Here is a 13,421-nt window from a genome sequence, read left to right on the forward strand (position 1 = left end):
CGCTTACGCGTTCGCTTCCTCGACCAGCCGGCGATAGGCGAAGGAGAGAAAGCCGATCGAGACCGCGTAATAGAGCAGCGAGAGCAGCGCGTTGGCGACGAAGTTGGTGGCCATGAAGCGGCCGCCGGTCATCGCTTCCTCCATGCAGGCCGTATTGCCGAAGCCGCAATCGCCGCCGACCGTCGAGAACAACGCCGTCGACCAGGCCCAGAGCCAGATCAGGTTGACGACGATCAGCGGCAGCAGGCCGAGGAACCACATGAAGAAGATCCGCCAGCTGTTGCCGCGGGCGTGTTGCCAGGCGTCGCGGAGGCCGAAATCCCGTCGGCCGATGGCGATCGCCGGGAAGATCAGCGAGAAGCGGAGATAGAGGAGGCACGCAGTCACCGCCAGGACCGATACGATGAGCATGGCGAGCGCGCCGCCTGCCGGCGAACCGCCTTGCGTCATCATGGCGATTGCGCCCGCTGGCAACATTGCGAGGAACAGGACGACGTAGAAGCCGATGAAATAGAGGACCGAAGCGACGAAGAAGCGGACGACGGTACCGTTCAGCGGCGCGCCGATCGGGCCGGCCGGCTGTTCGCCGAGCAGGATATGGCGGTGCCATGCGACGGCGATCGCCGACCACAGGAACCCCATGAGAATATAAAGCGGCAGGATGAAGAGGAACGTGCCGACCCCCGGCATCTGCGGGATTTCCGACCCGGACGGTTCGGGTCCGGTCAGTTCCGGCACGATCCAGGACAGTGTCGCCATCACCAGCAGCCAGAGCCAGCCGATCCGCACGAAGGTCCCGACATGGCGGAAAAAATGGCCGTAGCTGTCGACGACGGTCGCGATGACCGGCAATGGCTTCATGGTCCCCTCCACCTGTCACCCGATTGTTCGATGCCGAGGTCTGGTTGGCAAGCCACAATCCATAAAGGGTTGCGAAGGGTAGTGATGTTCGCGCCGCTGGGCGGGCACGAAAAAAGCCGGCCGCGGGACGCGCGGCCGGCTCGATTTCCAGGTGACTGCCGCGACGCCGCGCCCCTCAGGGCCGGCGCCGGGCAATCGCCTTACTGCGGCATCTTCACCGACATGTCGATGAATTCGTTGGTGTAGACGTCGTTGATGTCGAACGGCTTCTCGAGATTGAAATAAGCCTCGACCAGTTCGTAGTCGGCGTCCATCCGTTCCGGCTTGAAATAGCCGAGCGCGACGTTGCGCGAGGTCTCGTCGCTCATCAGTTCGGCGACCAGCAGCCAGTTCTGCTTCTCGTTCTCCGCCGTCAGGCCGGTATTGGCCTCGACCAGGGCCTCGACGCAGGGATCGGGATTGACCGCGCATTCGTGGAAGGCGTTCTGGGTCACCTTGACGAAGGCGGCGACCGCGTCCTTGTGTTCCTTCAGGAACTTGCCATTGACGATGATCGAGTTGCCGTACGGGTTGATGCCGTATTCCTTCCAGGGGAAGAAGCCCATGTCTTCGCCGAGCTCGCGCTGGAAGATGTGGTGGATGTTGTAGAACGAGGTGGTGGCGTCGATCGAGCCGGATTTCAGCGCCGACAGCTTGGCATTCGGCTGGACGTTCACCCAGGTCACCGAGTCCGGGTCCATGCCGACCGACTTGGCGAGCGCCGGCCACATCGTCCGGGCCGCGTCCCAGGCCGGGGTGCCGATCTTGCGGCCGGCGAGGTCCTTGACGTCCTTGATGCCCGAGCTTTTCAGCCAGTACATGCCGTAGGGCGAGTTGGCATAGACGTTGTAGACCGCGACAAGATCCGCGTCCTTGCCCTTGGCGACCAGCGCGGTGCCGAGGTCGGCGAGGCCGATCTCGTTCTTGCCGACGCCGACGAACTGGCTCGACTTCGATGAGCCCTTGCCCTGCTCGATATTGAGATCGATGCCGGCCTTCTCGTAGAGGCCGTTCTTCTGTGCCCAGTAATAGGGGGCGTGGTCGCCGCCGGCGATCCAGTTCAGGATGAAGTTGATCTCGGTGCCTGCCTGGGCGGGCGCCGCCATCATGCCACCTGCCGCGCATGCGGCGGCCAGCCATTTCACTACTTTCAACATCGGATGATCTCTCCCCGTTTGAGGGCTAACCGGTCGCGCAAGCTTGCCGCTTGGCCTATATTCCCGCAGCCGTGCCGCCATTTTGTTGTAACTTCCTAGTTACTAAACGATAATTGGACGCAAATCGGCTGTCAACGGCAGAGCCCCTCGTAGAACAAGACAGAGACGCCCATGTCAGAGCAGATCGGCGATGCGACCCGGACCGTCGTCCGGCGGGATCCGGAGCGGACGCGGGAGCTCATTCTGAACGCCGCGATCGGCGAGTTCTCCGCCAAGGGACTGGGCGGCGCCCGGGTCGACGAGATCGCCGAGCGATCCGGCGTCAACAAGCGGATGATCTACCATTATTTCGGCAACAAGGATGGCCTTTTCCTTGCCGTGCTGGAGACCGTCTACAAGCAGATTCGCGCCAGCGAGGCCGAACTCAACCTGAAGGGCCTGAGCCCGGAAGAGGGCATGCGCAAGCTGGCCGCCTTCACCTGGCAGCATTACCTGGAGAACCCCGAGTTCATCAGCCTGCTGAACTCCGAGAATCTCCACAAGGCGGTGCATCTCCGCCAGTCGACGCGTATCCGGGAGCTGCATTCGCCGCTGGTCGACACGATCAGCGACCTGCTCCGACGGGGCGAGGCGTCCGGGGCTTTCCGCAAGGGGGTGGATCCGGTCCAACTCTACATCTCGATCGCCAGCCTCGGCTATTTCTACCTTTCCAACATCCATACGCTGACCACCATCTTCGGCCGCAACCTGCGTGCGCGATCCGAGATGTCCGCCCGGCAGGAACATGTCGTCGAGGTTATCATGAGCTATCTCCGCCCCGGTTCGGCGACCGGCGACTGAGCCGGCGGGCCCGGCCGACAGGCGTCGTTCGGGATCCTCCAGCATCGATTGCAAGTCGCTCCGACGATGCTGCGCGTTGCCGCTTGACATCTCCCGTCCACAACTCATAAGTATCTGTCTGGTTACTTGACGAGGGAGGTGCGAGTGACGCGCGACCGGACACAGATCCCGGCGGACGTCAGGACGATGCTGCGGAACGGAACCGTGATTCCGGCTCACCCGCTGGCGTTGACCGCCGATCGCAAGCTGGACGAACGTCGGCAACGGGCACTCACCCGCTACTACATCGATTCCGGGGTGGGCGGGGTCGCCGTCGGCGTCCATACCACCCAGTTCGAGATCCGCGATATCGGGCTCTACGAGCCGGTGCTCCGGCTCGCCGCCGAGACCGCGTCCGCCTGGACCGACCGTCCGCTGGCGATGATCGCCGGGCTGGTCGGGCGCACGGAGCAGGCGATTCGGGAGGCCGAGACCGCGCGGGCGCTCGGCTATCATGCCGGCCTGCTCAGCCTCGCCATCTTCAAGACGGCCGACGAAGCCGAGATCATCGCCCATTGCAAGGCCGTCGCCGAGGTAATCCCGCTGGTCGGCTTCTACCTGCAGCCGGCGGTCGGCGGCCGGCAGCTGTCCTTCGAATTCTGGCGCGACTTTGCCGCTATCGAGAATGTCATCGCGATCAAGATCGCGCCGTTCAACCGTTATGCGACGCTCGACGTGGTGCGCGGCGTGGTCGCCGCCCGGGCCGAGGATCGGGTCACGCTCTATACCGGGAACGACGATCATATCGTCGGCGACCTGCTGACCCCGTTCCGGATCCGGCGCGACGGCGCGGAAGTCGAAATGCGCATCGTCGGCGGGCTGCTCGGCCACTGGTCGGTCTGGACCGGCGGCGCGGTGCGCCTGCATGCCCGCTGCCGGGCCGCGGTCGAGGCCGGCACGATCGATCCCGACCTGATGGCGCTCGACGCCGCGGTCACCGACATGAACAGCGCCGTCTTCGACGCCGCGAACGGTTTCAAGGGCGTGATCGCCGGCTGCCACGAGGTCCTGCGCCGGCAGGGCCTGATGGCCGGCATCTGGTGTCTCGATCCGGAGGAGGGGCTGAGCCCCGGCCAGGCGGAGGAGCTCACCCGTGTCGCGCGCGATTACCCTGACCTGACGGACGACGCGTTCGTCGCTGACAATTTGGGGAGGTGGCTCGAATGACGATGACTGAGCAACAGCTCGAAACCTACTGGCTCGATGGCCACGTGACGGTTCCGGACGTGTTCACGGCTGCCGAGATGGACGCCCTCGTCGCCGACATGATCGATTGGGGGAACGAGTTCCTCTCCGGTCTCGGCGAGCAGGAGAAGCGCTGGTACCTGGAAGATTCGCCGGCCGGACAGGCGGTTCTCCGCAAGCTCGACAACCCGGTTTTCTTCCGTCCCTCCTTCCGCGCGATCGCCGGCGACCCGCGCCTGACCTCGCTGGTCCGGCAGATCATCGGCGACGGGCTCTCGGTCCGCTTCAGCCAGATCTTCTGCAAGCCGCCCAGCATCGGCGGGCCGAAGCCCATGCACCAGGACAACTATTACTTCGGCTGCGACGATCGCGACGGCATGGTGACGGCCTGGCTCGCGCTCGACGACGCGACCATCGAGAACGGCTGCCTGCATTTCGCCGACGGCAGCAACAAGGGGCCGATCTATCCCCATGTCGCGCCCGAGGGGCGGGCTTTCGATCTCCAGCTCACGCCCGAGGACATCGCCAAGCAGACCATGACCCCGGCCCCGGTGCCGAAGGGCGGCATCTCCTTCCATCATGGCAATACCCTGCACCAGTCGGCCGACAACCGGTCGAACCGGTGGCGCCGTGCGGTGGCGATGCATTTCGTGAACGATTCCACTGTCTTCGCAACGCCGGCTTTGCCGTATGATGATAGTCTGATCGTCGCGATCGCCTGACGCCGGACAAGGGAGCGTAGTGTTGATGGAAAAGTTCGCCAACTGGCTGCGTCGCTACAGCCTCGCCATATTCATCCACGTCCTGGTGATTGCCCTCTGGCAATTCTGGGTGGTTCTCGGCGATGTGCCGTCCTATGTCGCGCCGACCCCGGTCGACACGGCCATGGCGATCTTTTCCAACTATGACTGGACGCGGAATACCCTGGTCACGGCGGCCGAGATCTTCGGCGGCTATTTCCTGGCGGTGATCTTCGGGGTCGGGCTGGCCCTGATCTTTTCCTGGTCGCGCATCCTGTCGTCGACCTTCATGCCGCTGATCGTCTCGGCCAACATGATCCCGAAGGTGGCGCTCGGCCCGATCATCATCGTCTGGTTCTCCTACGGCCTGTGGCCGAACATCATGATCGCCTTCTCGATCTGCTTCCTGCCGATCCTGCTGACCACGGAACGGGGCCTGAGCGAGGTCGAACCGGACCTGCTCGACCTCGTGCGCTCGCTCAAGGGATCGCGCTGGCAGATCTTCACCAAGATCCAGCTGCCCGGCTCGCTGCCCTACATCTTCTCCGGCATGAAGGTGGCGGTGGTCCTCGCGGTCGCCGGCGCCATCGTCGGCGAGTTCATCGCCTCCGAGGAGGGGCTCGGCTATCTCATGCTGCAGGTGCAGGTGACGCTCGATACGGCCGCGTCGTTCCTCGCCGTCTTTCTGATCACACTGGTTGGCGTGGCGCTTTATGCCATCGTGCTGATCCTCGAACGGTTGTTCGTGGTCGGCGACCGTCGCCTGGAGGGGAGCTATTGACGACTGACGCATTCATCCGGCTGGACGGGGTTCGCAAGTTCTATCGCAGCCGTGGACAGGAGTTCCTGGCCGTCTCCGACGTCAGCCTCGAGATCGAGGAGGGCGAACTGGTCTCGCTGGTCGGCCCGTCGGGCTGCGGCAAGACGACCGTGCTCAAGATCCTCGCCGGGCTGCATCCCCATGATGGCGGCACGGTCACGATCGGCGGCGGTTCGACGCCGTTCGACGCGACCCGGGACATCGGCATGGTGTTCCAGCAGTCGCTGCTGCTGAAATGGCGGCGGATCATCGATAATGTGCTCCTGCCGGCCGAGATCCTCGGCCTGCCGATGAGGCCGGCGCGCGACCGGGCGCGCGACCTGCTGGCCATGGTCGGCCTCGCGGGATTCGAGGAATCCTATCCTTACGAGCTTTCCGGTGGCATGCAGCAGCGCGCGGCGATCGCCCGTTCGCTGGTGCACGACCCGAAGCTGATCCTCATGGACGAGCCGTTCGGCGCGCTCGACGCGCTGACCCGCGAGAAGATGAACCTGGAGCTGCTGCGGATCTGGTCGGAAAGCCGCAAGACCATCATCTTCGTGACGCACGGCATCCAGGAGGCGGTCTTCCTCGCCTCGACCTGCGCCGTGCTGACCGCCGGCCCGGCCCGGATGGCCGATCATTTCGAGATCGACCTGCCCTATCCGCGAACGCTCAGCATGAAGACGAGCGAGAAATTCGGCGAATATACCCGGCGCATCTACGCCCTGCTGGGCATGGAATAGACGCCGCCTCTCACGCCTGCCCTTCGGAATCGGGCGCCGCGTCCTGCGCGACCCGGCGCAGTTCGTCGAGCGCGATATCGAGAAACTCGTTCGGCGCCGCGACCGGATAGACCATGTAGGCGGGATAGCTGAAGACCGGCGCCCGCTCGTTGACATGCAGGATCCCGGCGGCGATGCCCGGCGCGACCACCCGGCGCGGGAAATAGCCCGAACCGCCGAATGCGGTGAGGAACTGCAGGCTGAGTGCGCCGAGCCGGGAATTCAGCGTCGGCAGTTCCAGGTCCGGGAAGTTGAGCCGGTGGTCCCGCTGGAATTCCGGGCCCCAGTCGACGAAGACATAGCCGTCCCCCGGGCGGGGCGGCGCCGGGCTCTCGGTCGATGCCAGCACCAGTTCCTCCTCCAGCAGCGGCTCGACCACGAAGCCCGGACGGGCTTCCGGCGCGTAGATCACCGCGACATCGACCGTGCCGTCGATCAGCGCCTGCATCAGGTCCTTGGAGAACCCGTACTCGGCGCGCAGCGCCAGGGTCGGCTGGGCTTCGCGCAAGGCCGCGATCCAGGGGAAAAGCAGTCCTTGCCAGAGCGAGAAATGGCCGCCTATGGCGAGCGTCGCCTGCATCCCTTCGGGTAGGCCGACATCGTGGCGCGCCTGCTCCCAGAGCCGGACCATGGCCGCCGCGTGGCGGTAGAACTGGTTGCCCGCGGCGGTCATCTGCACGCCGGCCCGGCCGCGGTCGAGCAGGCTGCGGCCGAGCTGGCCCTCGAGCGCCCGGATCCGCGCGCTGACGGTCGACTGGGTGATGTGCAGACGCTCCGCTGCGGCAACGAAACTGCCGCTTGCGATGACCTCGAGGAAGGTTCTTGCCTGGGCGATGTCCATGGGCGGGCGCCTTTGTTTTCAATCGATATTTTCGATACAAGACCGTTAAAATATTAACTTGTCAAATTTATGGACGCGCACGACATTGATCTCCGTACAGCGAATTTCCGCTGTCAACCGGAGTAGACAAGATGAAACCGAGCAAGCCGTCTGCCCCCGCGAAGCCGCAGGGCAAACCGTCCGCCGCCAAGCCCGCCGCCGCGACCGGTAGCAAGCCCGCTTCCCCGAAGAAGTAGGTCGCCGGAACCGTCGCCGACCGTGTATCGACACGCGCTTCCCCGAAGAAGCACGGATCAAGCACCCCCCAGGGTTCGATGTCGATGCGAGCCTCGCACCCATGGTCGGCGACGAGGTTCCGTTCGGAGTGCCACTTCGGTGGCCACCGGCCTGTGCTACGGCCACGCCTCACCGGCGTGGCCGTATTCGTTCGGGGCGCCGTGGCCCGGCGTCGGGGTCTATTCGGCGGCGGCGCGCCGGGACCGACCCTCGTAGAGATCCCGTCCGGCGGACAGCGCCCGGATCTTGGCGTCGGCGATCGGCCGCTTCAGCATCCAGAAGCCGCAATCGGGATGGATGTAACGGACCCGGCCGGCCCCGAGGATGCTTTCGGCATGCTCGATGGCGCGGGCGATCTCGTCGGCGCTCTCGATGTCGTTCGCCTTGATGTCGACGACACCGAGGCCCATCCCGATTTTCGGCGACAGCTCGCGAAAGATCGCCAGTTCCTCGATCGGCCGGTGGGCGTTCTCCATCACGATATGGTCGGCATGCAGGCTGTTCAGATAGTCGATCAGCTTTGCCCAGGTGCCGTCCTGGATCGTCTGGCCGCCGTAATTGCCGAAGCAGAGATGCACCGCCGGCGTCGTCGGCACCGCGTCCAGCACCCGGTTGATCGCTTCCGCCGCCCATTCCCATTCTTCCGGATGACCGGGCAGGTTGGCCTCGTCGAGCTGGATGATGTCGGCCTCGACATGACGGACCTGCTCGGCCAGGACATCGGCAATCGCCAGGCAGAGTTCGGCGGTCGTCCCGTAGTGGCGGTCCATCAGCGTCTTGGCCAGCATGTGCGGGCCGGTCACGGTGAACTTGAGCGGCTTGCTGGCGATCGCGCGAGCTCGTGCCGCGGCACTCTGCAGGTCGAGCGAGCCGGCGCCGACCGGGCCGTCGACGATTCCCGGCGGTCGGGTGCGGAAGCGCATGCCGGCCTCGCCGCGGTAATCCTGCAGTTCGGCGAAGCTGAGCTCGGAGCGGATCCCGCTCATCGGCTTCACGAAATACTCGATCATCCCGTTGGTCTCGGGATGGTTGACGTCGAAGCGGTAAAGCTCCCCGTCGCAGACGACATCGATGCCGGCCTGTTCCTGGGTCATGATGACCACCCGGGTCGCGTCGACGAGCGCCTGCTCGGACGGCAATGACACCAGCCAGTCGGGCACCGGATAGGAGCCGACCACCGTGGTCTTGATGCGGGGTTCCGTGTCGCTCATCGCCGTCTCTCTTTTCCGGTTCGCGTATCTGTTTGGTTACAAAGCCTATCAACGCCGCGACGGGGCGGCAAGACGGCGCGTCGCTGGCGATTGCCCGTTTCCGCGTTGCATCCGCCCGGCTATTCTCCCGGCGATCGGATCGTATCAACGAGGCGCCTCATGCGCGGCATTCGCGACGTCATCGCCGGGATGGAAATCCAGAAGATCGGCGAAGTTTCCAAGCTCGCCCTGGACTATCCCGACACCATGCCGCTCTGGTTCGGCGAGTCCGACATGGCGACGCCCGAGTTCGTCCAGGCGGCGGCGATCGCGGCGATGCGGGCCGGCCACACGCGCTATGTCAACAAGCGCGGGCTGCCGGCGCTGAGGCACGCCATCGCCGCCTATAACGAGGCGCTGTTCGGCCGACCGGTCGCGCTCGAGCGGGTGACCGCGACCGCCTCGGCGATGACCGCGATCATGATTGCCATGCAGTGCCTGGTCGGCAACGGCGACAATGTGGTCATGGTCTCGCCGGTCTGGCCGAACGCGGTCCAGTGCGTCACCGCGATGGGCGGCGAGAGCCGCCATGTCCGGCTTCGCGACGGCGAGGGCGGCTGGCAGCTCGACCTCGACGAGCTGTTCGCGGCCTGCGATGAGCGGACCCGGGCCTTCTTCATCGCCTCGCCCGGCAATCCAACCGGCTGGGTGATGTCGCCGGAGGAGCAGCGCGCGATCCTCGATTTCTGCCGGGCGCGCGGCATCTGGCTGATCGCCGACGAGGTCTATAACCGGATCGTCTACGACGCGCCCCGAAACGGTTTCGCGCATGCCCCCTCGATGATGGAGATGATCGAGCCGGACGACCCGGTCTTCGTCGTCTACGGCTTCTCGAAGGCCTACGCGATGACCGGCTGGCGGCTCGGCTGGCTGGTTCACCCGCCGGCACTGGGGGCCGCGATCGGCGACCTGTCCGGGATCAACAACACCGGGGCCACCAGCTTCGTGCAGCATGCCGGCGTCGCCGCCCTCGGGACCGAGGGCGAGGCCTTCCTGGCGACGATGATCGAACGCTGCCGGGTCGGCCGCGAGATCGTCTTCCAGCGCCTCGCCGCCCTGCCGGGGGTCCGGATCAGCCGGCCGGAAGCGGCCTTCTACGCCTTCTTCGCCGTGGACGGCATCGACGACAGCCTCGCCTTCGCCCAGGACCTGGTGCGTCGCCACGGCGTCGGGCTCTCGCCGGGCTCGGCCTTCGGGCCGGGCAACGAAAGCTGCCTCCGGCTCTGCTTCGCCAATTCGGAGGCTGTCCTTTCCGACGCGCTGGATCGGCTGACAGCGGCGCTCGGGCGGGCCTGATCCGGCCGCATCGGGCGGACTCGCGCTTGTCATGTGCTGGTGCTAGGCTTCCCGGCGGAGGGGTGGAACGGCAGGTGCGTATCGAGTGTCGGATATGGCGGAAACACGGGTTGCGGTAATCGGCGCCGGGATGGCGGGGCTGGCCTGTGCGCGCCGGCTCTCCGAAAGCGGCGTCGCGGTCACGGTCTTCGAAGCCGAGGCGTTGCCCGGCGGGCGCATGCGCTGCCATGCCTGCGAGGCGTTGCTGGTCGATCACGGCGCGCAATATTTCACTGCCAGCGATCCGCGCTTCCGAAGCTGGCTCACCGAACAGCTTGGCGCCGGCCGCGTCACCCAGTGGCACGGGCGGATCGTCGTGCTGCGCGAGGGCGCGGCCGAGACCGCCGATTTCCGGATGCGCTATGTCGGCGTGCCGAACATGGAAAGTGCCATTTCCAGCCTTGCCGGGGGTATCGACCTGCGGCTGGGCAGCCCGGTCGCGTCGCTCCGCCGGGAGGCAGGCGAAACCGAACTGATCGACGCCGACGGTCGCTCCCTCGGACGCTTTCGCTCGGTCGCCGTCGCGGTGCCGGCACAACAGGCCGCGACGCTTCTCGCCGATATCGCCCCGGCGCTGGCAGGCGATGCCCGGCAGGCGCCGCTCTCACCCTGCTGGGCGGTGATGCTCGGCTTCCGCGATCGCCTGCGCGTCGGTTTCGAGGGCGCCTTCATCGAGGACGGCGTGCTGTCCTGGATCGCCCGCAACGACGCCAAGCCGGGACGGGACGGGACCGAGACCTGGCTGCTTCACGCCGCCGCCGGCTGGTCTGAGGAGCATCGCGACAAGCCCGAGGCCGAGGTCGCGGCGATCATGACCGACGCCTTCCTGCGTGCGATCGGGCGGCAAGACATCACGCCGGACGTCAGCCTGATCCATTTCTGGCCGTACGCCCAGCCGCTTGCGCCGCTCGGCAAGCCCTGTCTCTACGACCCCGTGCTCGGCATCGGCGCCTGCGGCGACTGGTGCCTCGGTTCCCGCGTGGAAAGCGCCTATATCTCCGGCCTGGAACTCGGCGACCGCCTGGTCGCGCTGAGCGAGCAGGACGCCGCCACGACCCGGCGCGCCGGGGCCGGCCAGAACGGTTGACCGCCGGCGGCTGACAAGAGGCCCGCTCAGCCCGGCAGCAACGCCTCGATCGCGCGGACCAGCGACGGGTCGTCCGGCTCGACGGCGGTCGCGAAGGCGCGCACCAGGCTCCCGTCGGGAGCGACCAGATACTTGTGGAAGTTCCAGCGCGGCGCCGCCTCGCCACCCAGTTCCGCCGCCGCCCAGCGATAGAACGGATGGGCCTCGCCGCCCCGAACGCGGCTTTTCCCGGCGAGCGGGAAATCGATCCCGTAGGTGGTTTCGCAGAAGGTCTTGATCGTGCCGGCGTCGCCCGGCTCCTGGCCGCCGAAGTCGTTCGACGGCACGCCGATGACGACCAGGCCGCGGTCGCGGAAGCGATCGTAGAGCGCCTGCAGGGCGCGGTACTGCGGGGTATAGCCGCAGAACGAGGCCGTGTTGACGATCAGCATGACCTTGCCCGCGAATTGCCCAAGTGGCAGCTCGCCGCCGTCAATCGCGGAAAAGTGATAGGCGTGGGCACCGTTCATGGTTTCGCCCCGCGCGCCCGGCCATGGCGCGAACAGGATCGCCAGAAACACGGCGGAAAGCGCGGCCTTGTGCCAATCCCTCATTTCTTCCTCCAACATCCTGCGGCCCTCGCCGGCCCCGTTTCGCGCGCCTGGCCGGCGGGCCGATACGTCCTATACGCGAATAATTCCTGCGTCGGGCGATCCAAGTGGTGATTTGCGATGTAATACTAAAGTGTAAAATACTGCGAGCGACAGGAGGCAACGATGGCAGCACGGGAAAGTCGGGAAACGGTCGCCGCGAACCAGCGCCTGATCCGCGAATCGATGAAAGTGCCACTGCTGAGCAGGGAACGCGAGGTCGAACTTGCCACCCGCTGGGTGGAACATCGCGACGAGATCGCCATGCGCGAGTTGATCCGCGCCCACATGCGCTTGGCAATATCGATTGCCCTTACCGGGCAGCGGTCGGGCCTGCCGCTCAGCGACCTGATCCAGCAGGGTCATCTCGGGCTGCTCCAGGCGGTCGAGAAGTTCGACCCCACGCTCGGCGTCCGCTTCTCGACCTACGCGACCTGGTGGATCCGGTCGGCCGTGCAGGATTTCGTGATGCGCAATACCTCGATCGTGCGCATCGGCACCAATTCTGCCCAGAAGGCGATGTTCTACCGGCTGCGCCGGCTGACCGCCCTCCATGCCGCCTCCAGCGAACCCGGCGACATGTCGGCCGCGGTCGACCTGATCGTCGAGGAGACGGGCGTCAGCCGAGCCGAGGTCGAACGCCTGCTAGTCCAGGTCACCTCGTCCAACCTGTCGCTCGATGCGCCGCGCGGCGAGGACGGCGAATTCGTGCTGTCGGACCTGATCGTCGACGAGCGACCGACCCCGGAAATGGCGGTTGGCGACAGCGTCGATCGCGGCGTCGGCAGTGCCTGGATCGCCGATGCGCTCGGTACTCTTCCGGCGCGCGAGCGATATATCGTGCGGCGCCGTCATCTCGACGACGAGCCGGCGACGCTTGCCAACCTGGGCAGCGATCTGGGGGTCAGCAAGGAACGGGTCCGGCAGTTGGAAAAGCGCGCCCTCGACCGGATCAAGGAGCAGCTCCGGAAGCGGCTTTCGGACTACGGGATCACCGACATCCACGACGCTTTCGGTCACCTGCACGCCTGACCGTCGGGTCTTCCGCCGCTGTCCCGGCGGCCGGCGCGGATTCGCGGAGCGGCACGATCCGGGCGGCCCGGGCGCCGTCGTCCGGCGGCTCGGGCCGGTCGCCCGGCATGCCCTGTATCAGGAAGGCGTCCTGGATCGCCAGCAGGCGGAACAGCAACCGCGGATCTGCCACTACGTCCCCCAGTCGGCCGGCCCCGCAGCGCGCCAGCAGCAGGCGATAGGCGACGCGCGCGGTCGGCGGCTGTTCGCCCTGGCCCAGGAACAGGCGAAAGGCCGGGTCGTCGATCAGGGCGGTGACGATCGCCCGGACCGTCGCGTCGAGGAAACTGGCGCGCAGAAGCGCATGGGGAAGGCGGCCGGCGCCGGCCCGCCGCGCCCGCTCGAGCAGGAGGAGTGTAAGGTCGAACGCCTCGTCGCCCTCGCGGCATGACGCTATGGCGTCACGGAGCATGGCATCGAGACGCGCCAGACGCGAGATCTCGGCTTCGGGATCTGCGAGCATGCGAAATCAGTAGCACAATTACAG

14 protein-coding genes are annotated in these 13,421 nt (G+C 66.1%); 8 read left to right on the forward strand and 6 right to left on the reverse strand.

The window, feature by feature from the left end; translation table 11 throughout:
• Positions 1–3: 3 nt before the first annotated feature.
• On the reverse strand, positions 4–861 hold the full coding sequence (locus OCH7691_RS04590; protein ID WP_085882202.1) for a hypothetical protein: 858 nt from the start codon (positions 859–861) through the stop codon (positions 4–6).
• 200 nt (positions 862–1,061) lie between these two features.
• Entirely contained in the window at positions 1,062–2,057 is a 996-nt protein-coding gene (locus tag OCH7691_RS04595) for an ABC transporter substrate-binding protein (protein ID WP_085882203.1), read from the reverse strand.
• Between the two features lie 171 nt (positions 2,058–2,228).
• Between OCH7691_RS04595 and OCH7691_RS04600 the strand changes: the two genes are divergently transcribed.
• From OCH7691_RS04600 to OCH7691_RS04620, 5 genes are all read left to right on the forward strand, one after another.
• Positions 2,229–2,897 (forward strand): TetR/AcrR family transcriptional regulator, encoded by a 669-nt coding sequence (locus OCH7691_RS04600; RefSeq protein WP_085882204.1) that lies wholly within the window; start codon positions 2,229–2,231, stop codon positions 2,895–2,897.
• Between the two features lie 186 nt (positions 2,898–3,083).
• Complete coding sequence (locus tag OCH7691_RS04605) at positions 3,084–4,103, forward strand: dihydrodipicolinate synthase family protein (RefSeq protein ID WP_085883502.1); 1,020 nt, start codon at positions 3,084–3,086, stop codon at positions 4,101–4,103.
• Positions 4,100–4,843, forward strand: a complete 744-nt coding sequence (locus OCH7691_RS04610) for a phytanoyl-CoA dioxygenase family protein (protein WP_085882205.1) — start codon at positions 4,100–4,102, stop codon at positions 4,841–4,843. Before OCH7691_RS04605 ends, OCH7691_RS04610 begins: the two co-directional genes overlap by 4 nt.
• A 25-nt stretch (positions 4,844–4,868) precedes the next feature.
• Positions 4,869–5,642: an ABC transporter permease gene (locus OCH7691_RS04615; RefSeq protein ID WP_085882206.1), complete on the forward strand. Its 774-nt coding sequence runs from the start codon at positions 4,869–4,871 to the stop codon at positions 5,640–5,642.
• The gene (locus OCH7691_RS04620; RefSeq protein ID WP_085882207.1) at positions 5,639–6,406 is read left to right on the forward strand and encodes an ABC transporter ATP-binding protein; all 768 of its coding nucleotides are present in this window, start codon (positions 5,639–5,641) and stop codon (positions 6,404–6,406) included. The genes OCH7691_RS04615 and OCH7691_RS04620 overlap by 4 nt, the downstream gene beginning before the upstream one ends.
• Before the next feature lie 10 nt (positions 6,407–6,416).
• Here the strand turns inward: OCH7691_RS04620 and OCH7691_RS04625 are convergent, their stop codons facing one another.
• Together OCH7691_RS04625 and OCH7691_RS04630 are read right to left on the reverse strand one after the other, a co-directional pair.
• Entirely contained in the window at positions 6,417–7,286 is an 870-nt protein-coding gene (locus OCH7691_RS04625; protein WP_085882208.1) for a LysR family transcriptional regulator, read from the reverse strand.
• A 455-nt stretch (positions 7,287–7,741) separates the two neighbouring features.
• On the reverse strand, positions 7,742–8,773 hold the full coding sequence (locus tag OCH7691_RS04630) for a cobalamin-independent methionine synthase II family protein (RefSeq protein ID WP_085882209.1): 1,032 nt from the start codon (positions 8,771–8,773) through the stop codon (positions 7,742–7,744).
• Between the two features lie 159 nt (positions 8,774–8,932).
• Between OCH7691_RS04630 and OCH7691_RS04635 the strand changes: the two genes are divergently transcribed.
• Both OCH7691_RS04635 and OCH7691_RS04640 read left to right on the forward strand, forming a co-directional pair.
• Positions 8,933–10,108 (forward strand): pyridoxal phosphate-dependent aminotransferase, encoded by a 1,176-nt coding sequence (locus tag OCH7691_RS04635; protein WP_085882210.1) that lies wholly within the window; start codon positions 8,933–8,935, stop codon positions 10,106–10,108.
• Positions 10,109–10,202: 94 nt separating this feature from the next.
• Entirely contained in the window at positions 10,203–11,234 is a 1,032-nt protein-coding gene (locus OCH7691_RS04640) for an NAD(P)/FAD-dependent oxidoreductase (protein ID WP_085882211.1), read from the forward strand.
• 26 nt (positions 11,235–11,260) lie between these two features.
• Here OCH7691_RS04640 and OCH7691_RS04645 read toward each other — a convergent pair whose 3' ends face one another.
• Entirely contained in the window at positions 11,261–11,827 is a 567-nt protein-coding gene (locus tag OCH7691_RS04645; protein ID WP_085883503.1) for a glutathione peroxidase, read from the reverse strand.
• Between the two features lie 162 nt (positions 11,828–11,989).
• On the opposite strand from OCH7691_RS04645, the gene OCH7691_RS04650 reads away from it, so the two are divergent.
• Complete coding sequence (locus OCH7691_RS04650; protein WP_085882212.1) at positions 11,990–12,895, forward strand: sigma-70 family RNA polymerase sigma factor; 906 nt, start codon at positions 11,990–11,992, stop codon at positions 12,893–12,895.
• Here OCH7691_RS04650 and OCH7691_RS04655 read toward each other — a convergent pair.
• Entirely contained in the window at positions 12,855–13,397 is a 543-nt protein-coding gene (locus tag OCH7691_RS04655; protein WP_085882213.1) for a hypothetical protein, read from the reverse strand. The genes OCH7691_RS04650 and OCH7691_RS04655 overlap by 41 nt on opposite strands.
• Positions 13,398–13,421 lie beyond the last annotated feature (24 nt).

The organism is Oceanibacterium hippocampi (genome assembly GCF_900172325.1).
In the GTDB taxonomy this organism is placed as follows: Bacteria; Pseudomonadota; Alphaproteobacteria; order Sneathiellales; family Sneathiellaceae; genus Oceanibacterium; species Oceanibacterium hippocampi.